This window comes from Micromonospora sp. DT227, assembly GCF_049841835.1.
Lineage (GTDB): Bacteria > Actinomycetota > Actinomycetes > Mycobacteriales > Micromonosporaceae > Micromonospora.
Window position 1 is genome coordinate 637,871 of record NZ_JBNCLA010000002.1, and the last position, 23,653, is coordinate 661,523.

At 75.4% G+C, this 23,653-nt stretch carries 20 protein-coding genes and 1 pseudogene; 6 read left to right on the forward strand and 15 right to left on the reverse strand.

Translation table 11 applies throughout. The annotated features are described in order from the left end of the window. Positions 1–435: 435 nt before the first annotated feature. Positions 436–1,032, reverse strand: a pseudogene (locus ACLQ2W_RS11995) (NADH-quinone oxidoreductase subunit C); the annotation flags it as partial. Between the two features lie 102 nt (positions 1,033–1,134). On the opposite strand from ACLQ2W_RS11995, the gene ACLQ2W_RS12000 reads away from it, so the two are divergent. After that, positions 1,135–2,181, forward strand: a complete 1,047-nt coding sequence (locus ACLQ2W_RS12000; protein ID WP_425786408.1) for a glucose 1-dehydrogenase — start codon at positions 1,135–1,137, stop codon at positions 2,179–2,181. 13 nt (positions 2,182–2,194) lie between these two features. Here the strand turns inward: ACLQ2W_RS12000 and ACLQ2W_RS12005 are convergent, their stop codons facing one another. Continuing rightward, positions 2,195–3,511: a DUF2252 domain-containing protein gene (locus tag ACLQ2W_RS12005; RefSeq protein ID WP_425786409.1), complete on the reverse strand. Its 1,317-nt coding sequence runs from the start codon at positions 3,509–3,511 to the stop codon at positions 2,195–2,197. 37 nt (positions 3,512–3,548) lie between these two features. After that, positions 3,549–4,109, reverse strand: coding sequence for an NADH-quinone oxidoreductase subunit B (locus ACLQ2W_RS12010; protein WP_281938179.1), 561 nt, complete (start codon positions 4,107–4,109; stop codon positions 3,549–3,551). A gap of 195 nt (positions 4,110–4,304) precedes the next feature. Between ACLQ2W_RS12010 and ACLQ2W_RS12015 the strand changes: the two genes are divergently transcribed. The 3 genes from ACLQ2W_RS12015 (at position 4,305) to ACLQ2W_RS12025 (ending at position 7,124) form a co-directional block, all read left to right on the forward strand. Next, positions 4,305–4,865: a SigE family RNA polymerase sigma factor gene (locus tag ACLQ2W_RS12015; protein ID WP_425786410.1), complete on the forward strand. Its 561-nt coding sequence runs from the start codon at positions 4,305–4,307 to the stop codon at positions 4,863–4,865. Beyond that, positions 4,858–6,057 carry a hypothetical protein gene (locus ACLQ2W_RS12020; RefSeq protein WP_425786411.1) on the forward strand — a complete coding sequence of 400 codons (1,200 nt, stop codon included), beginning with the start codon at positions 4,858–4,860 and terminating at the stop codon, positions 6,055–6,057. The genes ACLQ2W_RS12015 and ACLQ2W_RS12020 overlap by 8 nt, the downstream gene beginning before the upstream one ends. A 116-nt stretch (positions 6,058–6,173) precedes the next feature. After that, on the forward strand, positions 6,174–7,124 hold the full coding sequence (locus ACLQ2W_RS12025; protein ID WP_425786412.1) for a hypothetical protein: 951 nt from the start codon (positions 6,174–6,176) through the stop codon (positions 7,122–7,124). Between the two features lie 94 nt (positions 7,125–7,218). Here the strand turns inward: ACLQ2W_RS12025 and ACLQ2W_RS12030 are convergent, their stop codons facing one another. The 6 genes from ACLQ2W_RS12030 to ACLQ2W_RS12055 all read right to left on the reverse strand — a co-directional run bounded on the left by ACLQ2W_RS12030 (position 7,219) and on the right by ACLQ2W_RS12055 (position 12,671). Then, positions 7,219–7,629: a hypothetical protein gene (locus ACLQ2W_RS12030; protein ID WP_425786413.1), complete on the reverse strand. Its 411-nt coding sequence runs from the start codon at positions 7,627–7,629 to the stop codon at positions 7,219–7,221. A gap of 91 nt (positions 7,630–7,720) precedes the next feature. Continuing rightward, positions 7,721–8,041: a LysR family transcriptional regulator gene (locus tag ACLQ2W_RS12035; protein ID WP_425786414.1), complete on the reverse strand. Its 321-nt coding sequence runs from the start codon at positions 8,039–8,041 to the stop codon at positions 7,721–7,723. Continuing rightward, a complete protein-coding gene (locus ACLQ2W_RS12040) occupies positions 8,038–9,153 on the reverse strand; it encodes a LysR family transcriptional regulator (protein WP_425786415.1) in 1,116 nt (371 codons plus the stop codon). Before ACLQ2W_RS12040 ends, ACLQ2W_RS12035 begins: the two co-directional genes overlap by 4 nt. A 209-nt stretch (positions 9,154–9,362) precedes the next feature. Further along, positions 9,363–10,853 carry a pyridoxal phosphate-dependent decarboxylase family protein gene (locus tag ACLQ2W_RS12045; protein WP_425786416.1) on the reverse strand — a complete coding sequence of 497 codons (1,491 nt, stop codon included), beginning with the start codon at positions 10,851–10,853 and terminating at the stop codon, positions 9,363–9,365. Positions 10,854–10,905: 52 nt separating this feature from the next. After that, positions 10,906–12,324 carry an MFS transporter gene (locus ACLQ2W_RS12050; protein ID WP_425786417.1) on the reverse strand — a complete coding sequence of 473 codons (1,419 nt, stop codon included), beginning with the start codon at positions 12,322–12,324 and terminating at the stop codon, positions 10,906–10,908. 32 nt (positions 12,325–12,356) lie between these two features. Continuing rightward, the gene (locus tag ACLQ2W_RS12055) at positions 12,357–12,671 is read right to left on the reverse strand and encodes an MGMT family protein (protein ID WP_107157392.1); all 315 of its coding nucleotides are present in this window, start codon (positions 12,669–12,671) and stop codon (positions 12,357–12,359) included. 13 nt (positions 12,672–12,684) lie between these two features. Between ACLQ2W_RS12055 and proB the strand changes: the two genes are divergently transcribed. Then, complete coding sequence (gene proB / locus ACLQ2W_RS12060) at positions 12,685–13,842, forward strand: glutamate 5-kinase (protein WP_425786418.1); 1,158 nt, start codon at positions 12,685–12,687, stop codon at positions 13,840–13,842. Between the two features lie 73 nt (positions 13,843–13,915). Further along, positions 13,916–15,157 carry a glutamate-5-semialdehyde dehydrogenase gene (locus tag ACLQ2W_RS12065; protein ID WP_425786419.1) on the forward strand — a complete coding sequence of 414 codons (1,242 nt, stop codon included), beginning with the start codon at positions 13,916–13,918 and terminating at the stop codon, positions 15,155–15,157. Between the two features lie 36 nt (positions 15,158–15,193). On the opposite strand, the gene ACLQ2W_RS12070 is transcribed toward ACLQ2W_RS12065, so the two are convergent. The 6 genes from ACLQ2W_RS12070 to ACLQ2W_RS12095 form a co-directional block, all read right to left on the reverse strand. Continuing rightward, the gene (locus ACLQ2W_RS12070; RefSeq protein WP_425786420.1) at positions 15,194–16,462 is read right to left on the reverse strand and encodes a hypothetical protein; all 1,269 of its coding nucleotides are present in this window, start codon (positions 16,460–16,462) and stop codon (positions 15,194–15,196) included. 110 nt (positions 16,463–16,572) lie between these two features. Then, positions 16,573–17,820: an adenylyltransferase/sulfurtransferase MoeZ gene (gene moeZ / locus ACLQ2W_RS12075; RefSeq protein WP_425786421.1), complete on the reverse strand. Its 1,248-nt coding sequence runs from the start codon at positions 17,818–17,820 to the stop codon at positions 16,573–16,575. Positions 17,821–17,861: 41 nt separating this feature from the next. Continuing rightward, positions 17,862–18,659 (reverse strand): DUF3152 domain-containing protein, encoded by a 798-nt coding sequence (locus ACLQ2W_RS12080; protein WP_425786422.1) that lies wholly within the window; start codon positions 18,657–18,659, stop codon positions 17,862–17,864. Positions 18,660–18,734: 75 nt separating this feature from the next. Then, positions 18,735–19,589: a DUF3152 domain-containing protein gene (locus tag ACLQ2W_RS12085; protein ID WP_425786423.1), complete on the reverse strand. Its 855-nt coding sequence runs from the start codon at positions 19,587–19,589 to the stop codon at positions 18,735–18,737. A gap of 5 nt (positions 19,590–19,594) precedes the next feature. After that, entirely contained in the window at positions 19,595–20,650 is a 1,056-nt protein-coding gene (locus ACLQ2W_RS12090) for an alpha/beta fold hydrolase (protein ID WP_425786424.1), read from the reverse strand. A 41-nt stretch (positions 20,651–20,691) separates the two neighbouring features. Next, on the reverse strand, positions 20,692–23,616 hold the full coding sequence (locus ACLQ2W_RS12095) for a hypothetical protein (RefSeq protein WP_425786425.1): 2,925 nt from the start codon (positions 23,614–23,616) through the stop codon (positions 20,692–20,694). Between the last annotated feature and the right edge of the window lie 37 nt (positions 23,617–23,653).

Sequence of the window (23,653 nt, forward strand, 5' to 3'; positions counted from 1 at the left end):
GCCGGAGCCCGCGTCGGGCCGGGCCGGGCCGGCGGGCCGGTCGTCCGCCGGTTCCTGCCGTGCGGGGCCGGTCGGTCGCTCCCCCGGCAGCGGGCGCCCGAGCGGGCCGGGTTCCGCCGGCGGCGGGGCGGGTTCCCGCCGGGCCGGGCCGGTCGGCCGGGACGCGCCCGGGACCGGACGAGCCTCGGGGCCCGGCCGCGTCCCACCCCCAGCAGAGTCCGGAGGCGCGGGGCGCTCACCGGAGGCCGGAGGTACGGGCGGCCCGCCGGGCTCCGGGCGCTCGCCCGCCTGAGGACGCGACGCACGCTCGCCGGAGGCCGGAGGCGCGGGGCGCTCGCCGGACGCGGGGCGCGCCGGACGCTCGCCCGGGGCCGGGCGGGGTGGGCGCTCGCGGGCCGGGCGGGCCGGCGTACCGCCGCGTGGGCCCTCGCCGACGCCGGCCGCACCGGCCGGCGTGGGCGTCGTCCCCCACTCACCCGGCGCGGGCACGCCCGGCGGCCGGACCGGCCGGCGACCGCCGCCCGCCTCCGACTCGCCCGGCTCCTTCGCGCCCGGCCACGGCTTCGCCACGCGGGAGGCCAGCACGAACTCCTTGCGCAGCGGGTGCCCCTCGAACTCCGGCGGCAGCAGCAGCGGCCGCAGCTCGCCGTGCCCGGCGAAGTCGATGCCGAACATCTCGTGGGTCTCCCGCTCGTGCCAGGCCGCGCCGGGGAAGACGTCGACCACCGAGGCCACGACCGGCGTGTCCCGGGGGACCCGGGTGCGCAGCAGCAGCCCGTGCCGGTGCCGCACCGACCAGAGGTGCGCCACCACGTCGAAGCCGTCGGCCAGCTCGTCCACCGCCGACAGCCAGTCGAGGAAGTCGCAGCCCAGCTCGGCGTCGTCGCGCGCCGCGCGCACCGCGTCCGCCCAGCTCGCCGGCGGTACGTCGACGGTGGCGCGGGCGTACCCCTGACCGCCGGAGACCGACGCGGCGGCCTCGACGGGCGCGAGCAGCGCGACCACGCGACGGCCGACCTCTTCCGGAGTCATGCGCTGATCCTATGGCCGGCAGCTCGCGGCCGGGTCGGGCCGTCCGGGCCCGGTTCGCCGCTTTGCCGAGCGGCCGGCCGGCCGGCGGGGAAAGATGAGGCCGTGCGCGCTGTGACTGTGACCCCCGGTGTCCCGGACTCGCTGCGGCTCACCGAGGACTGGCCCGAGCCGGCGCCCGAGGAGGGCGCGATCCTGGTCGAGGCGCTGGCCGTCGGCATCTGCGGGACCGACCAGGAGATCATCGCCGGGGAGTACGGCGAGGCGCCGCCGGGTCAGGAGCGCCTGGTGCTCGGGCACGAGTCGCTGGGTCGGGTGCTGGAGGACCCGACCGGCACGTTGCACCCCGGTGACCTGGTGGCCGGCGTGGTCCGCCGCCCCGACCCGGTGCCCTGCGCGAACTGCGCGGTGGACGAGTGGGACATGTGCCGCAACGGGCGGTACACCGAGCACGGCATCAAGGGGTTGCCCGGCTTCGCCCGGGACCGCTGGCGGCTGCCGCCCAAGTTCGCCGTCGGGCTGGACCCGGCGCTGGAGTCGGTGGGCATGCTGCTGGAGCCGACGAGCGTGGTGGCGAAGGCGTGGGACCACATCGAGCGGATCGGCCGCCGGGCCGAGTGGAAACCGAAGACCGCGCTGATCACCGGCGCCGGGCCGATCGGTCTGCTGGCCGCGCTGCTGGCCAGCCAGCGTGAGCTGTCCGTGCACGTGCTGGACCGCAACACCACCGGCCCGAAGCCGGACCTGGTCCGCGCGCTCGGCGCGACGTACCACACGTCGACGGTGGCCGAGCTGGACCTCGCACCGGACGTGGTGGTCGAGTGCACCGGCGCGCCGCCGGTGGTGCTGGACGCGATGTGCAAGGCCGCGCCGAACGGCATCGTCTGCCTGACCGGGGTGTCCAGCGGCGGCCGGACCATCGACTTCGACGCCGGCGCGCTCAACCGGGAGCTGGTGCTGGAGAACAACGTGGTGTTCGGGTCGGTCAACGCGGGCCGCCGGCACTGGGAGCTGGCCGCCGAGGCGCTCGCCCGCGCCGACCGCTCCTGGCTGGCCTCGCTGGTCACCCGCCGGGTGCCGGTCTCCGCGTACCGGGAGGCGTACGCGTCGACCGGCGACGACATCAAGGTGGTGCTGGACTTCGCCCAGTGAGCCGGGCGCCGGCTCAGATGCCGGGCAGCCGGCCGTTGCGGAACAGGTCCACGAAGAGCTGGTGGTCCTCGCGGGCCCGGATGCCGTACCGGTGGGCGAAGTCGACCAGGTGGTCGACGAAGCCGTCGGCGTCGGCGTCCACGGCCGCGACGATCGACTCCTCGGTGGAGTAGTCGACCAGGTCGTGGCTGGACTCGTCGTCGGCCACCGAGTGCATCCGGGCCACCGCCCGGCCCAGGTCGGTGAGCACCCCGGCCAGGTCCTCGGGCTCGTTCACGTCGGCCCAGTCGAGGTCCGCCGCGTACGGGGAGACCTCGGCGACGAGCTGGCCGACGCCGTCCAGCTCGGTGAAGCCCAGCCACGGGTCGGCGTGCGCCTGCAACGCCCGCTGCGACTCGGCGGTGCGGTGCCCCTGGTGCCGGAAGTACGACCGGACCCGCTCGTCGTCGATGTGCCGCGCCACGGCCGGCACCTGGGCCTGCTTCATGTAGATGACGACGTCGTTCTCCAGCGCCTCGGTGTGCCCCTCCAGCAACAGGTTGTACGACGGCAGTCCGGCCGAGCCGATGCCGACGCCCTTGCGCAGCACCACGTCCTTGATGGTGGTCGCCACCGGGCGCAGTCGGGCGCTCGACTCCGGCAGCGTGTGCAGGTAGTCGCCGAACGCGGCGCAGACCCGTTCCCGGGTGGCGGCGTCGATCTCGTGCACGCCGTCGCCGAGGGAGAACCGTCGCTCGTAGTTGTCGACGGTGGTCTGCGCGGCGAGCAGGTCCACCCGGGTGCTCAGTCGGGCCTGCTGGAGCACCCGACGCAGCACGCCGTCGGCGTTCTCCAACGTGATCGAGCCGATCGCGTCGTCCCCACCGGTGGCGATCGCCCGCAGCTCGGTCAGGTACGACCGGGCGAAGCCGGTCACCAGTTCGCCGATCACCCGGTCGGAGAGCGCCTTGGCGTAGCCGAGCAGGGCCACGCTGGCGGCCAACCGCTTCAGGTCCCAGGTGAACGGCCCGACGTACGCCTCGTCGAAGTCGTTGACGTTGAACACGAGCCGGCCGGAGGCGTTCATGTAGGTGCCGAAGTTCTCGGCGTGCAGGTCGCCGTGGATCCACACCCGGCTGGTCCGGTCGTCGAGGAACCGGTCGCTGGCGAAGTCGCCGCGCTGGTCGGCGTAGAACAGCGAGGCGCTGCCGCGGTAGAACGCGAACGGCGAGGCGGCCATCTTGCGGAACTTCCGGCGGAACGCCGCCGGGTCGATCGCCATGGACGCGCCGAACTCCTCGGTCAGCACGTCGACGATGTAGGCGGAACGCTTCTCCGCGGAGTCGGTCATGGTCCGCAGGCTAGCCCCGCCGCGCCACCGGAGCGGGTCAGCCGATCGGAGGACGCACCGGGGGCGCGGTCAGCGCCTCGACCGGGCGCGGGACCACGTCCGCCGGGGAGGCGAGCCGGTCCGGGCGGGGTACGCCGCCGAGGCCGGACTGCTCGGCGGCGATCTTCTCCTGGAGGCGGAGGATGCCGTGCAGCAGCGCCTCCGGGCGGGGCGGGCAGCCGGGCACGTAGACGTCGACCGGGATGAGCTGGTCGACGCCCTTGGTCACCGAGTAGGAGTCCCAGTACGGGCCGCCGCAGTTGGAGCAGGCGCCGAACGAGATGACGTACTTCGGCTCGGGCATCTGGTCGTAGAGCCGCTTGACCGCCGGGGCCATCTTGTCGGTGACCGTGCCGCTGACCACCATGAGGTCGGCCTGCCGGGGGCCGTGGGCGAACGGGATCACGCCGAGGCGCATGAAGTCGTGTCGGCCCATGCTGGTCGCGATGAACTCGATGGCGCAGCAGGCCAGGCCGAAGTTGAACACCCAGAGCGAGTAGCGACGGCCCCAGTTCAGCACGAACCGGATCGGCTCACCGAGCACGGCCGGCAACTGCACCTGACTCTCCCTCCACGGTCCCCGAACCGACAGTCAACCACAGCGTCCGGGGCCCGGACCGGCCGCCGGCCACCGCCGCTGTCCCCGACCGGACAGTCGGCCACCCGCCGGTACGGCAACGGCCGCAACCCGTACCGGCGTCCGGACGTGTGACCGGTGTGACCGCGCCGGCGGCATGCTCACGGGGAGGACCGGATGACAGTGACGAGGGAGCCGCGGCTCGACGAGCCGCCGCCCGAGGAGACCACGAGGCGCCCGGCCGGAGCGGGGCCGGTCGACTTCGACGGTCTCTACCATGCGCACTTCCGGTCGCTGACCATTCAGCTCACCGCCTACTGCGGTGACCTGGCCCAGGCGCAGGACATGGTGCAGGAGGCGTTCTGCCGGGCGTTCGCGCGCTGGTCCCGGGTGTCCCGCTACGACGATCCGTTGGCCTGGATCCGTCGGGTGGCATGGAACCTGGCGACGAGCCGGTGGCGGCGGGTGCGGACGGCCCAGGCGTGGCTGCACCGGCAGCGTGAGGAGCACGTGCCGGGGCCCGGGCCGGACCGCGTCGCGTTGACCGCGGCGCTGGCCGACCTGCCCGCCAACCAGCGTCGCGCGGTGGTCCTGCACTACCTGGCCGATCTCAGCGTCGCGCAGATCGCGGCCCAGGAGAACGTGCCGGAGGGCACCGTCAAGTCCTGGCTGCACCGGGGGCGGGCCGCGCTGGCAGCGAAACTCACCACCACGAACGAGGTGCACCACCATGACTGAGCCCGACGACATCCTGGTCGGCGGCGAGTTCGCCGGGTTCCGCGCGGCGTACGTGCCGGTGGTGCACCCGGCCGGGACGGCGGCGGTCCGGCGGACCGTGCGCCGACGCCGCCGGCGGACCACGGTGGTGACCGCCGCGGCGGTGGTGCTCGCGGTGGCGGTCCCGGTGGGCGCCAGTGGGGCGTTGCACCGGCGCACCGGGCCGCCCCCGACGCCGGCCCAGACCGTCACCCCGAGCCCGTCCGAGACCACGTCGTCGCCACCCCCGCCGCCGACGACGCCGGCGCCGAGCACCGCCAGCCCGAGCCGGGCCGCACCGGACGGACGGATCAGCCGGTCCCAACTGCTGGCTGCCCGGGTCGACCTGCCGGCCTGGACACCCGACCCGGACTGCACGGCGGGTCCGACCCGGATCGCCGCCAGCTACCGCAAGGAGGGCGACGTGCTGCTGGAGGAGCTCGTCCACGGTGACGTGGACGGCGACGGCACGGTGGAGACGGTCGCCCTGCTCCGCTGCCAGATCTTCCAGCACGGCCCGTCCCAGGTGGTGGCGCTCGACCGGGACGCCGACGGCCGGATCGTCGTCCTCGGCCAGATCGCCCGGTCCGCGAAGGCGGCTCCCGAGTGGTTGCTGGACGCACAGGTCACCGACCGCGGCACGGTCCGGGTGGAGATGGCGGACATCGCGCCCGGCGGCGGCTGGTCGCTGGACTGGTCGCAGCGGCAGTGGCGCGGCTACCGGTGGACCGGGAAGCGTTTCGACCAGGTGGACGGGCCCACCTCGTTCGGCCCGAACCCGCACCTGGCCGACCTGACGGTGTCCGCCGGAGACGTGCGGTTGGGTGCGCCGGAGACCGACGGGACACGGACCGGGACGATCTCGGTCACGGTCCGGAACCTCAGCGCGGTACCGGCAGGTCTGGTCCAGCTGCACCTGCGGATGCAGGTGGGGACCGTCGCGGACGGCCCGGCATGGTCGGCCTGCCGGGACGGGGCACCGCCGAAGGGGCCGATCGTCTGCCGGTTCGGCCCGCTCGGCCCCGGCGCGGAACGGACCTTCCGGTTCGGCCTGCGCAACTCCAACGGCCCCGGCGACATCGGCATCGCCGAGGTGACGCCGGTCGGCACCGACGCCGACCCGCTGCTGGACCCGAACCACGAGAACGACGAGGACCGCTACACCACTCGCTGAACCGCTGTCGGATTCCCTGCAGAAAAGATCGCAACCGGATCGACGCCCGTCGCGTGCTACCGGTGACGCCGCGCGGACCAGCCGCGCGGTGACGGGGACCTTGGAGGATCTTCCAGATGAGGACACGTATCGGAGGCCGGCTCGCCGGCGTCCTGCTCGGCTCGGCCGCCGCGCTGCTGGCGCTCACCGCTCCGGCCGCCGCCGCGCCCACCACCGACCCGGCCGCCGACATCTCGGTGGGTCGGCTGGTGCTCGAACCGGGCGCGCGCGGCTACCACGGCAGCCTGCCGGTCACGGTGACCAACAACGGCCCGGTCGCCACCTACTTCAGCGTCTTCCTGCGGGAGCCGGTGGCCGGTTCGTTCCGCGGCGTGAACCCGGAGGAGGCGTGCGGCTTCGGGGCGTTGCAGGACAACCGGCGGACCGCCACCTGCGGCGTGCCCGGCGGCGACATCGAACCGGGCGAGAGCCGGCAGTTCACCGTCACGTTCGAGGTGCTCACGGCGACCCGCGACGTCGCGATGATCGCGAAGGGCGGCAAGATCTCGGTGAACGTCGGCGACGGCCGGGACGAGGTCGCCGACCGGGCCAGCTACGCGGCGCGGTTCCGCTCCACCACGGGGTCGCTGCGCGACCCGGTGCCCTACGTGCAGGACACCCAGGCCCGCGCCTCGATCACCACGGCCGGGGCGGCGACGCTGACCCGCCAGGAGGACGGCAGCTACCGGGGCCGACTGCCGGTGACGGTCGGGTGGGCCGGTGACGCCGCGCACGACCAGCTCTGGGCCGAGGCGACCGGGCTGCCGGCGGGCGTGCAGATCTGGGGCACCGACCCGCAGGACGCACCGAGCTTCTTCACCAGCTTCAGCGTGCCGGGCGGACGCTTCATGGCCGGCGAGCAGCGGAGCTTCGACGTGCTGCTCTACGCCGAGCCGGGCACCGCGCCGGGTGACCTCGGCGCCGCCACGCTCCAGCTCAACACCCAGTGGGACGCCGTCACGGTGCCCGACGCCGCCCCGGCGGACAACGCCGCCTCGTTCACCGTGACGGTGGCCGACGCGGGCTGACCCCGGAGCAGGCGCGCGCTGCGGCGACGCGGGTGGCCCGGCCGGCGTGGTGCCGGCCGGGCCACGAGTCCCTGCCTACCGGGTGCGCACGTGGTCAGGAGGCGCGGGTGAAGGTGCTGTTGACCCCGCCGGTCAGGGTGAACTGGTTCTGCTGAGCGTTGACGGTGATCAGCACATTGGTGAAGGTGTAGCTGACGCACATCACCTGACCGTTGAGGACCCCTTCGGAGGCCGCGGTCCGGTACTGGCCGGTCATCACCAGGCCGGCGCCGTCGACCACGTTGATGTCCTTGATGGTCAGGTCACCGCAGGTGCCGACCGGTGCGCCGTGCGCGCCGTCCTCCCGGATGCTCAGCACGTTGCCGTAGTTGTTGTACCAGGTCCCCAGGAGGGCGGGTCCCACGGCCGCGCTGGCCGGCGCCGGCACGGCCAGCACCCCGGCGGAGGCGGCCAGGCCGATGGCGGCCAGGGTGGACCCGGATCCGATCGTTCGCTTCAACCGCATGTGGCGTTTCCCTTCAACGTTCCGGCTGCGGAGTTCCCCGCGACATCGAGTCTGCCGGCAGGTTTCCAACGTTGGAAGGATGAAAATCCTCTTAATCCACTCGCTTTTTCTCTTTACTGCTATCAATGCCCTCCGACCTGGGGTCCGACGGACTCCGGTAACCGTCGAGCCGGCGGTTGACCCGCTCCCAGCCGTCGATCGTGCGTACCGCCCAGCGGAGCACCTCGCGACCGGCGGCGGTGATCGTCACCTGGCGCGTCGTCCGCTGGACCAGCTTGGCGCCCACCTGCCGTTCCAGTTGGCGGACCCGGCGCGACACCTCGGGCTGGCTGACGCCCAGTCGCCGCGCCGCACCGGTGAAGCTCTCCTCCTCGGCGACCGCCACGAAGGAGTGCAACTGCGGCCACTTCACCAGGCGACCCGCCGGCTGTCGACGGACTCCCGCAACGCACGCCGCAGACCCGGGTGCCGCTCCGAACGGCGGACCAGCCAGCGCCAGTAGTCCGGGTTGGCCTCGCGGTAGCCGTCGACGTACCAGTGGCCGATCCGGTGGTGGACGGCGCGGAAGGTCTGCGCGGGCACCGGGCCGAAGCGCCATCTGCTCAACTGGATCCGGGTGCGCGGCGCTCTACGCAGCGGCCGGGCCACCACCTGCGGCGGCAGCGGCGCGCACGGCGGTGGTCCGACGTCCACGGCGAGCCCCTCGGTCAGCAGGCTCATCGCCATCCTCGGATCGTCGGTGACGTGCCGGATCCGCGGCTCGAACCGCCCGTAGCGACGGGCCGTGTGCCGCACCATCCGCATCGGCACCTCCTGCGGTGAGGCGATCCAGTCGTCCTCCGCGAGCTGGCCGACGTCCACGGTGTCCTGACCGGCCGCCGCGTGGCCGACCGGCAGGTACACCCAAAGGGGTTCGTTGACGACCAGGGCCGACTCGACCTGTTCGAGCACCCGGCCGGGTGCCTGGTGAAGCCCCCAGGACAGCCAGTCCGCCCAGAGCAGCACGTCGAGTGACCCCTCGACCAGGGCGACGAGGCCCGCCGTCCCGGTCGGCATGCCCCGCGTGTGCCAGACGACGCCCGGGACCGCGCGCCGCAGCTCCCCGAACAGGTCGGTCGTGTCCATCCTCGCGTGCCCGAACCGCAGGACGCCGCGCAGCGCGGGCGCCCGTGCCGGCTCAGCCGGGCCCGCCTCACGCTGGAGGGACGCGCGCAGGTCCCGCCACGAATCGCCGGCCTCGACCGCCCAGTCGAGCAGGACCGCCCCCGGCTCGGTGAGTCGCACCGAACGGGTGGTGCGGACCAACAGCACCAGCCCGAGGGCGGCCTCCAGCCGGGCGACCCGGTGCGACAGGGTCGGGCCGGACACGTGCATCTGGCGGGCGGCGGCGGTGAAGTTGAGCTGTTCCGCGACCGCCCGGAACGCCATCACGTCGTCCCAGACGACCTCGTCACCCGGCGTCGTGCCGAGCCGCCGGGCAGCGCCAGCCCTCGGGGTGGACCCGGCGCGGTCGGATCCCGTCATCGACGGTACGACCCGGCATGACGCATCGAATGTTCGGCCAAGCCAGTCACGAGCAACAGAATAGGGCGGCCCCACATCTGTCGCAGGTATCGACATTTTCCTGTTCCGCATTGACTGCCCGTGATACAAGCGATCCGGCTTTTTCACCACACTCCCCGGCCGCGGATCCGGCCGGTTCGAGAGGCAGCCCGGGAATCGTCAGACCGTGTTCAGCCGCCCGGGGTGCGCCCCCAGGCGGGGCGTTGCAACAGGCCGACGAACTCGGCGAGCAGCCGCTCCCGTACCGCCGCCGGGGCGGCGTCGAGCAGCGTGTTGACCACCGCCATCCGGTCCGGGACCCCGCCGGCCAGGCCGAGCCCCTCGGCCAGCCCGGCCACCAGCTCCGGGGTGAGCGCCTCCGGGGCGAGGCCGGCGGCCAGCGCCCGCAGCTCCGGCGGCAGCACGACCGGGCCGGCGGCCCGCGCCGCGGCGACCGCGTCGGCCAGCGCCGGTGCGAACTCGGCCACCCGGGACGCCACCGCGGCGGTCACCGTGAGATGCACACTGGCCGGCAGGTCGGCGTACCGGAGCTGGGGCTGGGTGTGCCAGCCACGCGCGGTCAGCTCGTCGACCAGCACGAACAGGTCCAGCTTCGGGTCGTCGGCGGTGAAGCACACCACTGTGGACTCCGGCTCGGCCATCAGCCGCAGCCCGTCCGACGCCCGCACCGCGTCGGCCAGCCCGGCGACCGCGTCCCGGGTGGACGCGGCCAGCCGCAGGTAGCCGTCCTCGCCGAGGTGCCGCAGCGTGGCGTACGCGGCGGCGATCGGCCCGCCGGACCGGGTGGAGGCGATCACCGGGTTGACCATCGTGTAGCCGGGCCAGTCCGCGTACGCGAAGAACTGCGGGGCGCGCAGCGCCGGATCGCGGTGCAGCAGCACCGACACGCCCTTCGGCGCGTACGCGTACTTGTGCAGGTCGACCGAGACCGAGGTGACGCCGGGCACGGCGAAGTCGAACGGCGGCACCGGCGCGCCGAGCCGACGCAGCCAGGGCAGCGCCCAGCCGCCGAAGCAGGCGTCCACGTGGCAGCGCACCCCGGCTCCGGCCGCCACCTCGGCGATCCCGGCCACCGGGTCGACCACGCCGTGCGCGTACGACGGGGCGGACGCGACCACCAGCACGGTCTCCGGCCGGATCGCGGCGGCCACGTCGGCCACCGCCGGACGCAACGTCACCGGGTCGACCGGCACCGTGTCCAGCTCGACCCGCAGGTAGTGGGCGGCCTTGGCGAACGCGGCGTGCGCGCTGGCCGGCACCACGAGCCGCGGCGCGGTCAGCTCGGGGCGGGCGTCCCGGGCGGCCTTGACGGCGAGCAGGAGCGACTCGGTGCCGCCGCCGGTGACGCTGCCCACCACGTCCGGCGCGGCGGTGCCGGGGCCGCCGCCGAGCAGCCGGGCGGCGGCGGCGACCAACGCGTTCTCCATCGCCAGCAGCGACGGGAAGGCGGTCGGGTCGAGGCCGTTGACGTGCGCGCTCGCCGCGTACGCGGCCTGGGCCAGCTCGTCCAGGCCGGCCACGCCCGGGTCGTAGACGTAGGCGAACAGCCGGCCGCCGTGCGTCGGGCGGTCGGCCGACCGCAGCGCCCGGATCTCGTCGAGCACCCGCGCCGCCGGCACCCCTCGCGCGGGCAGCGCGCCCGTCCCCGCCGTGTCGCTCATCAGGTGTTCCTCTCGTGACGGTCCGCGTCGACCGACGGACGGATGCGGTGCCTCACGCCCGAGCCACCGGCGCGGTACCGGTGTCGCCCGACCCGGACGCGGTGCCGCCGGACGCGGTGCCGCCGGACGCGCCGGCGCCGCCGGACGCGGTGGTCAGGTCGGCCGGGGTGAGCGTGTAGCCGCGCAGCAGCGCCACCGGGGCGGCCACCAGCAGGGCGGGCAGCACGGTGAACCCGAGCAGCACCCCGAGCCGGGCGGAGTCCGGCTGGACGGCGGCGGCGCCGGTCGACGAGGAGACGTAACCGGAGAGCTGGAGCACCAGGCCGTAGATGCCGGGCCCGAGCGCCAGGCCGAACGTCTCGCCGGCGGTCCACAGGCCGGTGAACACACCGGCCTGCCGCCGGCCGGTGCGCGCGGTGTCGTACGCGATGCAGTCCGGCAGCATGGCCAGCGCGAACACCTGCTGGCCGGCGTAGCCGACGCCGATCAGCGCGACCACCGCGTACACCCCGGCGGCCGGCAGCGCGGGCGCGGCGACGAGGGCGAGCGCGCCGGCCGCGAAGAGCAGCGACGCGGTGACCAGCGAGGTGCGCTTGCCGAGCCGGTCGCCGGCCCGGCGCCAGAGCGGCATGACCAGCAGCGCGGGCGCGACGAAGCAGGCGAAGAGCAGGGTGGGCCCGCTGTCCGGCGCGCGCAGCACCTGGTCGGCGAAGTACTTCACGCCGGCCAGCACGGTCGCCACCCCGGCGGACTGGAGCACGAAACAGACCAGTAGCACCCGGAACGGCCGGTTGCGGCCGGCGACCGCGAGCTGGGCGCGCAGGCTCGGCTCGCTCTCCCCGACCGTCCCGGCCGGCGCGGACCGGGTGCCGAGGAACGCACCGACCGCGCCCACCACGATCAGCGCGGCGACGAACAGGCCCATCCAGCGGTGACCGGGCACGCCGTCGCCACCGGCGGCCACCACCGCCGGGGCCACCGCGCCGGAGACCAGGATGGCCAGCGCCAGCACCGCGATCCGCCAGGTCATCAGCCGGGTACGCTCCGCCGGGTCGGCGGTCAGCTCGGCCGGCATGGCCACGTACGGCACCTGGAAGAACGCGAACGCGGTCGCGGTGGCCAGGAACGCCAGCGCCACGTATCCGGCGGCGGCCGGGCCGCGCCCGAACGGGGCGGCGAAGATCGCGGCGAACAGCACGGCCAGCGCCAGCCCGCCGCCGAGCAGGTAGGGCCGGCGGGCGCCCCAGCGCGAGCGGGTCCGGTCCGAGACGCGGCCGGCGACCGGGTTGACCAGCACGTCCCACGCCTTCGGCAGGAGCACCAGCAGCGCGGCGAGCCCGGCCGCGACGCCCAGCGTGTCGGTCAGGTACGGCAGCAGGAGCAGCCCGGGCACGGTCCCGAACGCGCCGGTGACCAGCGAGCCCGACGCGTACCCGAGGTGCACCCGGCGGGGCAGGCCCGAAGCTGTCATGGAGCCGAATGCTACTCACGTTATGGTCGCGGTCACATCCCCTCCTCCGGCGACCAGGCGGCCACCGCCAGGTCGACCCGATCCCCGCGCAACGGGCAGCCCTCGGCGCGCAGCCGGGCCCGCGCCTGAAGCTCGTGCCCCGGCGGCAGCCGGCCGGCCGCGTTCACCACCCGGTGCCACGGCACCCCGCCCCCGTGCCGCGCCATGATCGAGCCGACCAGCCGCGCCGACGCCCGCCCCGACCGCTCGGCCAGCGCGTCGGCCACCGCCCCGTACGACATCGCCCGCCCGGGCGGGATGCGCTCGACCAGCGTCAGCACCGCCTCGACGTACTCGTCAGGTGTCACGAGCTGCCACGATATGGGAACGCGCCACGATCGCGCGGACCGCGACCCGCAGAATGGTCGGGTGCGTGAAGCAGTCGCCTCGGCCCGCCGGATCGTGGTCAAGATCGGATCGTCCTCGTTGACCACCGCGACGGGCGGCCTCGACGACGGCCGGGTCGACGCGCTCGTCGACACGCTCGCCGCCCTGATCGGCGCGGGACGCGAGGTGGTGCTGGTCTCCTCCGGTGCGATCGCCGCCGGCCTCGCCCCGCTCCGGCTGCCCCGACGCCCGCGCGGCCTGGCCACCCAGCAGGCCGCCGCCAGCGTCGGCCAGGGCCTGCTCATCGGCCGGTACGCCACCGCGTTCGCCCGGCACGGTCACCCCGTCGGGCAGGTGCTGCTCACGGTCGACGACGTGACCCGGCGGGCGCACTACCGCAACGCGTACCGCACGCTGCGCAAGCTGCTCGACCTGCGGGCCGTGCCGATCGTCAACGAGAACGACACGGTGGCCACCGACGAGATCCGGTTCGGCGACAACGACCGGCTCGCCGCGCTCGTCGCCGCGCTCGTCGACGCCGACCTGCTGGTGCTGCTCTCCGACGTGGACGCGCTCTGGACCGGCGACCCGACCCGTCCGGACAGCACCCGGGTCACCGAGGTGCACGGCGAGGGCGACCTGGCCGGCGTCGACGTCGGCGGGGCCGGCCGGGCCGGGGTGGGCACCGGCGGCATGGTCACCAAGGTGGAGGCGGCGCGCATCGCCACCGGCTTCGGCATCCCGGTGGTGCTCACCGCCGCGCCGCTGGCCGGCCCGGCGCTGGCCGGCGAGCCGGTCGGCACGTTCTTCCACGCCAGCAGCCGACGCCCGGCCGCCCGGCTGTTCTGGCTGGCGCACGCCACCGCGCCGCGCGGCCGGCTGCACCTCGACCCGGGCGCGGTGCAGGCCGTGGTGGGTCGGCGCAAGTCGCTGCTGCCGGCCGGCATCACCGCGGTGGACGGCGCGTTCACCGCCGGGGACCCGGTGGACCTGGTCGACACCGCCGGCGCGCCGGTGGCCCGTGGCCTGGTCAACTACGACGCGGTGGAGCTGCCCGGCCTGCTCGGCCGTTCCACCGCGGAACTCGCCGCGGCGCTCGGCCCGGCCTACGAACGTGAGGTCGTCCACCGCGACGACCTCGTCTTGTTGTAAGGCGGGGGCCCTTCTTAACGCATTCTGCATAAGAAGGGCCCCCGCCTAACACCTCTGTGAAGGAGAGCGCACCATGAGCGTCGTCGAGCAGGCCCGCCGGGCCCGGGACGCGGCGGAGGCCCTGGCGGCGGCCACCCGTACCGCCAAGGACGCCGCGCTGCACGCGATGGCCGACGCGCTGGTGGCGCGTACCCCGGAGATCCTGACCGCGAACGCGACGGACCTGGCGGCCGGGCGCGACGCCGGGCTGAGCGCGGCCGTGCTGGACCGGCTCGCGCTCGACGAGGGCCGGGTCGCCGCCATCGCGGACGCGTTGCGCGAGATGGCCGCGCTGCCCGACCCGGTCGGCGAGGTGGTCCGCGGGTCCACGCTGCCGAACGGGCTGGAGCTGCGCCAGGTGCGGGTGCCGTTCGGGGTCGTCGGCATCGTCTACGAGGGCCGGCCCAACGTGACAGTCGACGCGGCCGGCATCTGCCTGAAGTCGGGCAACGCGGCGCTGCTGCGCGGCTCGTCCTCGGCGGCGCACTCCAACGCCGCCCTGGTCACGGTGCTGCGCGACGCGGTCGCCGGGGCCGGCCTGCCGGCGGACGCGGTGCAACTGCTCGACGCCAGCACGCGTGACTCGGTCAAGGAGCTGATGCGCGCCCGGGGCCTGGTCGACGTGCTGATCCCGCGCGGCGGCGCGTCGCTGATCCGGGCCGTGGTCGAGGAGTCGACCGTGCCGGTGATCGAGACCGGGGTGGGCAACTGCCACGTGTACGTGGACGCCGCCGCCGACCTCGACAAGGCGGTGGCGATCACGCTGAACGCCAAGACGCAGCGGCTGTCCACCTGCAACACCGCCGAGTCGCTGCTGGTCCACCGGGCCGTCGCGGACGCGTTCCTGCCGGCCGTGCTGGCCGCGTTCGCCGAGGCCGGGGTGACCGTGCACGGCAGCCCGGAGGTGGCCGCCCACTCCGACGCGGTGGTCGCCGCGACCGAGGAGGACTTCGCCACCGAATATCTGTCCGCCGACATCTCGGTCGCCGTGGTCGACTCGCTCGACGCGGCGGTCGCACACATCCGGCGCTACGGCACCGGCCACACCGAGGCGATCGTCACCGACTCGCAGCGGGCGGCGCGGGAGTTCGTGGCCCGGGTGGACGCCGCCGCCGTGATGGTGAACGCGTCCACCCGGTTCACCGACGGCGGCGAGTTCGGGTTCGGCGCCGAGATCGGCATCTCCACCCAGAAGCTGCACGCCCGCGGCCCGATGGGCCTGCCGGAGCTGACCAGCACGAAGTACGTGGTCACCGGCGACGGCCACCTGCGCTGAGCCGCACCCGGCCCCGGCTCGCGCCGTGGCGGCGGGCTACGCCACCCGGAGCGGATTCGGGGCCGGAGCCGGCATCCCGGTCGGGACCACAACCGGAGCCGGACCCGCCGTCCCGGCCGGGACCACAGTCGGAGCCGGAACCACGACCGGAGGCGGAACCACGACCGGAGCCGGGACCACGGCCGGAAGCCCTGTCGGCGCCGGGGAGGCGGCCGGAAGCCGGGTCGGGGGTACGGCCGGGGCCGGAAGCAGGGCCGGGGCCGCGGGCGCGGCCGGGTCGGGAACGGCCGGCGCGGCCTGCTCAGCCGGAGCGGGCTGCGCGGGCGGAACGGGCGGCGCGGGCGGAACGGGCGGCGCGGGCGGAACGGGCGGCGCGGGCGGAACGGGCGGCGCGGGCGCGCGGCGGCGGGACGGCGGCTCGGGCAGCGCGACGGCGCGCGGCGCCACGAACGGGGCCCCGGACGCCGCGACCTCGGGCTCGGTCGGCCGGCAGGCCCGGATCGCGCGCAGCGTGGTGTGCACGTCGAACTGGTGACCGTCGTCGCTGTCCCAGCCGCCGTCGCTGCGTTGCGTCCCGGCCAGCCGACGCCGCGCCGAGACCAGCAGCCACTGCTCCTCGCCCACCTCCACCCGGCGCAGCGTGGCGGCGAGCCACGCCACGTCGGCCGGGGACATCTCCGGGATCCGGTCGGCGAGCACCGCCTGGATCCGGGCCGACTCGTGGTACATCCGCTGGCGGTGCAGCACCGCCGCGGCGAGCCAGCCGGCGGGCAGGAACGACGGCCAGCTCCCGTCCGGGGCGAGCTGCGCGGCGAGCGTGTGGGCCGCCGCCTGCACCACCCCGGCGTACGCCCCGCCGACGCGGTGGTCGAGCGGGCCGGCGGCTCGGGCGTCCAACCCGGCCACGGTGAGCCAGAACCCGGCGTCGGCGGTCAGGTAGAACCGCGCCTCGGGGTCGCCGGGGGTGGCCCACTCCGGCGCGAACCCGGCCAGCGACAGGTGCTCGTCCCAACCACCGTCGGCGAGCTGGCCGGCGGCCAGCCAGTCCAGCGCGTGCCGGGCGGCGGGGCGGCCCAGCGCGCCGAGGTCGTCCAGCTCGGCGAGGCGGAAGCAGGTCGCGTCGACGGAGGCGACGTCGCCGCCGAGCACGGCGGGCCAGCCACCGCCGGGAGCCTGACCGGACTCCGCCGCGTCGAGCACCGCCGGCGGCACCGGCGTGCCGGAACGCAGTCGGGACAGGCGGGCGCGGTCCACCGCGTCCCCGTGTGCCACGACGAACCCGATCGCCGCTTCCAGATCGACCACGGTCGTGACGCTACCTGCGCGGACGCGGTCCCGCCTCGGTAGCTCGGCCAGAAAGCGGCAGACGCCGAGGGCCCTCCCGGCGCACCGGAAGGGCCCTCACCACATCGACGTCAGTACGCGGGCAGCGACGGGTCGACCTGCTTGACCCAGGAGAGCACGCCGCCCTGCACGTGGACCGAGTCCTTGAACCCGGCCGCCTTGAGCGCGGCCAGCGCCTCGGCGGACCGGACGCCGGACTTGCAGTGCAGCACGATCTGCCGGTCCTGCGGGAACTTCGCCAGCGCCTCGCCGGAGAGGATCTCCCCCTTCGGGATCAGCGTGGAGCCGGGGATGCGGACGATCTCGTACTCGGCGGGCTCGCGCACGTCGACCAGGAAGATGTCCTTGCCGGCGTCCTGCCACTCCTTCAGCTCCCGCGCGGTGATGGTGGAGTCGACCACCGCCTCCTGCGCCTCCTCGGAGACCGCGCCGCAGAAGTCCTCGTAGTCCTCCAGCAGGTCGGTGACCGTGGGGTTCTCGCCGCAGAGCGCGCAGTTCGGGTCCTTGCGCACCTTGATCTTGCGGTAGCTCATCTCCAGGGCGTCGTAGACCATCAGCCGGCCGACAAGCGGCTCGCCGATGCCGGCGAGCAGCTTGATCGCCTCGTTGACCTGGATCGACCCGATGGAGGCGCAGAGCACGCCGAGCACGCCGCCCTCGGCGCAGGAGGGGACCATGCCGGGCGGCGGGGGCTCCGGGTAGAGGCAGCGGTAGCACGGGCCGTGCTCGGCCCAGAACACCGACGCCTGGCCGTCGAAGCGGTAGATCGAACCCCAGACGTACGGCTTGCCGAGCAGCACGGCCGCGTCGTTGACCATGTAGCGGGTGGCGAAGTTGTCGGTGCCGTCGACGATCAGGTCGTACCGGGAGAAGATGTCCCGGACGTTCTCCCGGTCCAGCGCGGTGTCGTGGATCTCCACGGTGACCAGCGGGTTGATCTCGCGGATCGAGGCGGCGGCGGACTCGGCCTTGGACCGGCCGACGTCGGAGACGCCGTGGATGATCTGCCGCTGGAGGTTCGACTCGTCGACGGTGTCGAAGTCGATGATGCCGAGCGTGCCGACGCCGGCGGCGGCGAGGTACAGCAGGGCCGGCGAGCCGAGACCACCGGCGCCCACGCAGAGCACCCGGGCGTTCTTCAGCCGCTTCTGCCCCTCGACCCCGACGTCCGGGATGATCAGGTGGCGCGAGTAGCGACGGATCTCGTCAACGGTCAGCTCGGCGGCGGGCTCGACGAGCGGGGGCAACGACACGGTGGACTCCCCGGAATCGGCGGTGGGACCGCGCCATTGTCGCTCGCCGGAGTGCGGATCGGCCATGACGAGGGACACCCGGCCCGAACTGCGGGACCGGGAATATCTCAGACGCCGTCGGTGGGCTCGCCGGAGTACCGCACCCCGTCGACGTACGGCCACGCGTTCGGCAGGCAGCCGTCCAGCCCGTACGTCTGCTGCTGCATCACCGGGGCCGGGGCGCCGGGGCGCGGGCACGCCTGGTGCAGCTCGCCGAACTCGTGCCCGACCTCGTGGTTGACCACGTACGTCCGGTAGACGTCGAGCGGGGCGCCGTAGTCGGGCACCGCGGTCATCCAGCGCGCCAGGTTCAGCACCACGCGACCGGGCAGCCGGCAGGACGTGTAGCGCTCGGTGTGCAGGCCGCCCTCGGCGCACATCCGCTCGGAGGTGGCCGGCGTGGCCAGGTAGACGGTGAAGTCGGCGGCGGCGGCCTCGGGCACCCGCTGCACCCGCAGCTCCCCGGAGGCGATCCAGCTACGCGGGTCGCCGAGCACCGCGTCCACGGTCGCGGCGAACGCGTCGGCGTCCTGCCCCGTACCGTGCTCGACCTCGATCCGGTAGCGACGCAGCGGGCCGGCGTGGCCGCGTACCGGTGAACGCCCGTCGGCCACCGCGAACGTGCCGGGGCCGGCGGTGGGGTAGCCGGTCGGCGACGCCGACGCGGCGGTGTCGGTGTCGGCGTCCGGCATCAGCGTCGGCTCGGCGGCGAGCGGGACCCGCACGGGACGCGGCGGCTCACTCAGCCGGGTGATGCCCGCCGCGCCGCCGACGGCCGCGAGCAGCATCGCCAGCAGCAGCACCGCGCGTCGGCGTCGGCGGCGCATCCGGCGCAGCCCGGGGCGTTCGGACGGGTACGACGTCATGCGGACAGCGTGCCACGCAATTCGGGCATTTAGCTGCTTTTGCGGCGCAAGTCCTGAGAATTACTCACAACTCGGTCACAATGCCGGTCCGGTGTACCGCTTCCCACCCAGGTACGGCCACGGGTTCGGCCGGCAACCGTCGAGGAAGAGCGTCTGCTGCTGCATCACCGGCGCGGCCCGCCCGGCGCCCGGACACGCCTCATGATGGTGCCCGAGCTGGTGCCCCACCTCGTGGTTGACCACGTAGAGCCGGTACGAGTCAAGCGGCATCCCGGCGGCCACCAGGTGCGGCGCGGACGACCGCCACCGGTCCAGGTTGAGCACGACCTTGCCCGGCACCCGGCAGGACGTGTACGGCACCCCGCCCTTGCGGATGTCGATCCCGCCCGCCCCGCACAGCCGGCCGGCGGTGTCCCGGCTCGCCAGATAGATCGTGAAGTCGTACCGGCTGCCCGGCGTGACCCGCTGCAACCGCAGCCGGCCGCTGTCCACCCAGCTCCCCGGCCCGGCCAGGGCGCGCTGCACCGCGTCCCCGAACGCCCGGACGTCCTCACCGACGCCCCGCTCCACCGCCACCCGGAAGCGACGCAGCTCACCGCCCCGGCCCAGCACGCCGCCGGCCCGGTCGTCGTATCCGAAACCGCCCGTGCCCCGCGCGGGCACCGGACCGGGCAGACTCAGCACGGGCGCCGGCGAGCGAGGCGGCGCGGCCAGCGCTGGCGACGACGAGACGCTCGGTGCCACCGGCGCCGGCGGCTGGGCGACGAACCCGTCGGCGACCACCTCCCGCGCGCCGGCCGGCGGCAGTTGCAGCGCCACGCCGACGCCGGCCCCGGCGGTGGCCAGGAACGCGCAGACCACCACGGCGGAGCGCCACCGACGGGCAGCGGACAGGGACCGCGGAAAACGCGGACGGCGGGAGCTGGGCATCCCGCTCAGCCTGCCATGTCGCGGACGCCGCCGCTCTCCCCCGTTCCGCTCACCAGCGCCGTGACCTGCGCTTTCCGGCCGTCCGACCCCGGCGTGGCGGCCTCCGGCGACCCGGCCGGCGCCGCCTCGTCGAGCAGTGCCAGCACCGCCCGGGCCACCGTCCGGGGCACCTCCAACTGGGCCACGTGCCCGACGCCGTCCAGCATCAGCAGCCGGCTGTCCGGGATCACCCGGGCAGCCTGCGGAGCGACCCGCACGTCGACCAGCCGGTCCTGCCGCCCGCCCACCACCAGCGTCGGCACCCGCACCGCCGCGGCCTGCCGCCAGAGCGCGCCCTCCCCCGGCAGGTACGACCGCAGGAAACTGCCGACCAGGCCCCGGAACGTCCGGACGTACGCGGCGGCGTAGTGCGCCGCCTCGTACCGGATCCGGATCTCCTCGATCGTCTCCTGCCGGCGCTGCTCGCTGATCCGGGTCAGGTCCGCCACGCACGACTCCATCACCTGCTGCGCCATCGCCTCCGGAGCGAGCTGGGCCAGCCGCCAGGCGGCCAGCCGCTCACCCCGGGGGATCACCAGCACCGGCAGCATCCGCCCCTGCAACGAGCGCCGGAAGTCCAGGAACGGCAGGGCCGGCGAGATCAGCGTGAGCGTGCGGACCAGATCCGGACGCAGCGCCGCCACCCGGACCGCGACCGCCCCGCCGAGCGAGTTGCCGAACAGGTGCACCGGGCCCCGGTCACTGTGCTCGATCCAGTGGACCACCCGGTCCGCGAACGCCGGGATCGTGTACCGCCGGCCGGGCTCGCTGCGCCCGAAGCCGGGCAGGTCGATCGCCTGGCCGTCGAGCCGGGGCGCCAGCAGGCCGGCCAGGTCGGTCCAGTTCTGCGCGGAGCCGCCGAGCCCGTGCACGTAGAGCGCCGGCTCGGCGTCGGGCCCGGTGGCCGGCGTGTCCCGGACGTGCACGAGCGTGCCGTCGAGCCGCACGTGCCGGCCCGGCCAGGGCGGCGGGAGATGATGCGCGGGAAGGAGATGCTCGGGCCCGAGCGCGGCACGCTTCATGCGTTCAGTCTTCCCCGCGCCGGCCCCGTCCGCACAGTCCCCTAGGCGAGCAGCGCCTCCAGACGCCGGTTCACCGCGGCCAGCGTGGCCCGCACCACAGCCTGCCGCGGATCGCCCGCGACCAGGGCGGAACCGGCCAACTGCTCCACCCACCCGTCGCAGACCAGCAGCACCACCACGGTCGCCACCTCGCAGTTGCCGAACGGCACCACGGCGGCGTGCTCGACGAAGCACCGGCCCCGCTCGCCCGCCGGCAGGGCCGGGCCGAGCAGCTCGTCCACCGCGGCAGCCGCGGCCACCGCGCAGAGCCGCAGCACGTACCCGTCGACGGCCGGCCCGGTCGCGTGCCCCTCGGCCATCCGGTCCCCGGCGAGCAGGCGGACCTCGGTGGTGGCGTCCAGCCCCAACGTGCTCACCAGGACGTGGTCGATCACCACCCGGGGCCCGGGCACGCCGCCCGGATCCAGCGGTCGCGACGGCGCGGTCTCCGTCGTGGTGATCTGCCCACCGGAGTACGAGGTGCCGAGCGTGACCGGACTGCCGGTGGACATGCCGGTGGGCGCGGCGGCCAGCGACGTCTCGTCCACGGTGGCCCGGCCCCGGTGGGTGGCCTGCCGGCGGCGGCGCGGCGGCTCGTCGGCGTCCTCCCCCGGCGCGTCGACCAGCCGGCCGGCACGCGACTCCACGCCGCCGAACCGGCCCTCGCCGGAGCGGTTCTCGGCCGGCCGGTTCGACGTCGGCCGCACCACGCCGGCCCGCGCTGGCATGTCCGCCTCGGCCGGACCGGACGAGGCCCCGCCCCGCGCCGGAGCACCCGGCTCGTCGTCGGCGCGCGGCGTACCGGATCGGGGCTCGGCCGGGCGGTCGGCAGCACGGCCCGGCGGGAACTCCGCGACCGGCGGGGCCTCGGCGAGACGGTCGGCGCGGCCCGGTGGGACCTCCACCGGACGGTCGCGGCCGGCCGCGGCCTCGGCCAGGCGGTCCGCGCGCGCGGTGGCGGACCGGCGGCGGACCGGCGGCGGCGGTACGGCCGGCGCGCCGGGCAGGTTCTGCGGGGCGGCGGCCAGACCCATCCGATCCTGGAGCAGCCGGGCCACCAGCCGGCTCACCTCGGCCGGGTCCGCGCCGTCGGCCAGATCCAGCCGGAGGCTGTGCGCACCGGCCGGGGTGCGACGGAGCGCGGCGTCCCGGACGCCGGCCACCTCGCGCACGGCGTCCAGGATCGCGTTGACGTCGAAGCCCTCCGGCCGCTCGCGCAGCGGCGCCGGTTCGTCGTCCCGACGCAGGTGGGTGGCGATGCGGGCCAACTCCGGGGTCTCGGCGGACGGTTCCACGGCCGGCGGCTCCGGCACGACCGGCACGTCCGGCTCGGCGGGGACGCGCTGCGGCAGCACCGCCGGGGCCGACTCGGTCGACTCCGGCCCGGCAGCCGCCTCGGCGGCCGGCGTCGGCTCCGGGGCGGACCGGCGGGCCGCGTAGGGCGGGGCGCTCGTCGGGCGGGGCGCGGACGGCGGATCGAACCGCGCCGTCCCACCCGGCGCGGGGACGCCGGCCGGCTCGCCGTGCGAAGGGTCCGGTGCGGGGTACGCGGCGGCCGGCTCACCGACGGCCCGGGCGGCCGGCCCCGCAGCGTACGCCGCCGGCGGTGGACCGGCCGGCGTCTCGCGCTCACGGGCGACCGGCGGCGCGCCGGCCGACTCGGGACGTGGGCCGAACGGGGTCACCGGCACCGGCGGACCCGCCCAGGAGGGCCGCTCGGCAGGTGGCTCGTGACCCGAGCGGGACTCGGCGTCCTCGCGGGGCAGCCGGAACGGCCGGGTCGCCTCGGGACGCGGCGGCTCGGGCGCGGTCGTCGACTCGGCCCGCACCGCTTCATACGGCCGGACCGGCTCGGGCCGCGGCTCGTAACCGCCCGCCGGATCGACGCGGGTCGGCTGGTAGCCGGTGGGCGGTTCGACGCGGGCCGGCTCGTACTGTCGCATCGGTTCGGGCGCCCACTCGGACGCGCGGTCCTCGCGGGCGGCGCGGCGGCCGGTCGGCTCGTCGTCCCCGGTCCGTCGCTCGGCCGGCGCGTCGTCGCGGGCCGAGCGGCGCGCGACCGGCTCGTCGGTGCGGGCCCACGGCGGGGCCCAGCCGTCGCCCCAACTCGGGCGGTTCCAGGACGGCCCGGGCCACTCCGGCTCGCCCGCCGGCCCCGGGCCCGGGTCGTTCGGCGCGGCGGCGTGGGGATCGGCGGCGGTCCGCTGATCCTCTCCGGGGTGGGCGCCGCCCGGGTGGTGCTCCGCCGCCGGCGGCTCGCCCCGGCCGGAAACCGGCACCGGCGGCTCGGCCGGGCCCCGGTGGGGCCAGCCCTGGTGCAGCGTCGGGGCCGGGTCGACGGTCGGGGCGTGGAAGCCCGGCGGCACCTCGAAGCCGGAGGCGGCGGCGCCGACCGGCGGCACCTGGAGCGCGGGGGGCGCGGAGGCCGGACCACTCTCGGCCCAGCGGGGCGACCGCCCGGCGGACGTGTCGTCCGAGGCGTGCCGGGAGCCGGTGGGGTCGGTCGGGCCGGGACGTTGCTCGACGGCGGGCGCGGGGCGAGGGGCGGGCACGGCCAGCCGGTCGCCGTCGGTCTCCCGCGGCGGCTCGCCCACGGGCGGTGCACTCACCGGCGCCTGGCGGGTCACGGGTGACTCCTCCCCGGCGTGGTGCACGCCGTTGACGTGGCGGCCGTTGACGCGCGCCGGCGGCTCCTCGGCCGGGTGGCCGGGCAGCGGGGCCGGCAGGTCGCCGTGCCGGGGCGAGGACGCCGCCCACCCGCCACCGAGGTCGCCGTAGGGCCAGCCACCGGGCGCCGGGGCGCCGCGGGACCAGCCGTCCGCCGGGGGCGCCCATCCGCCGCCGGTGCGGGCCGGGTCGTCGTGCTGGCCCGTCCCGTCGCCGTGCTCTCCCGGGGTGGCGGCTCCGGGTTGCCCTGTTTCACTCACCGCGCGCTCCTTGGTCGCCCCCGCTGAGGCTACCGTG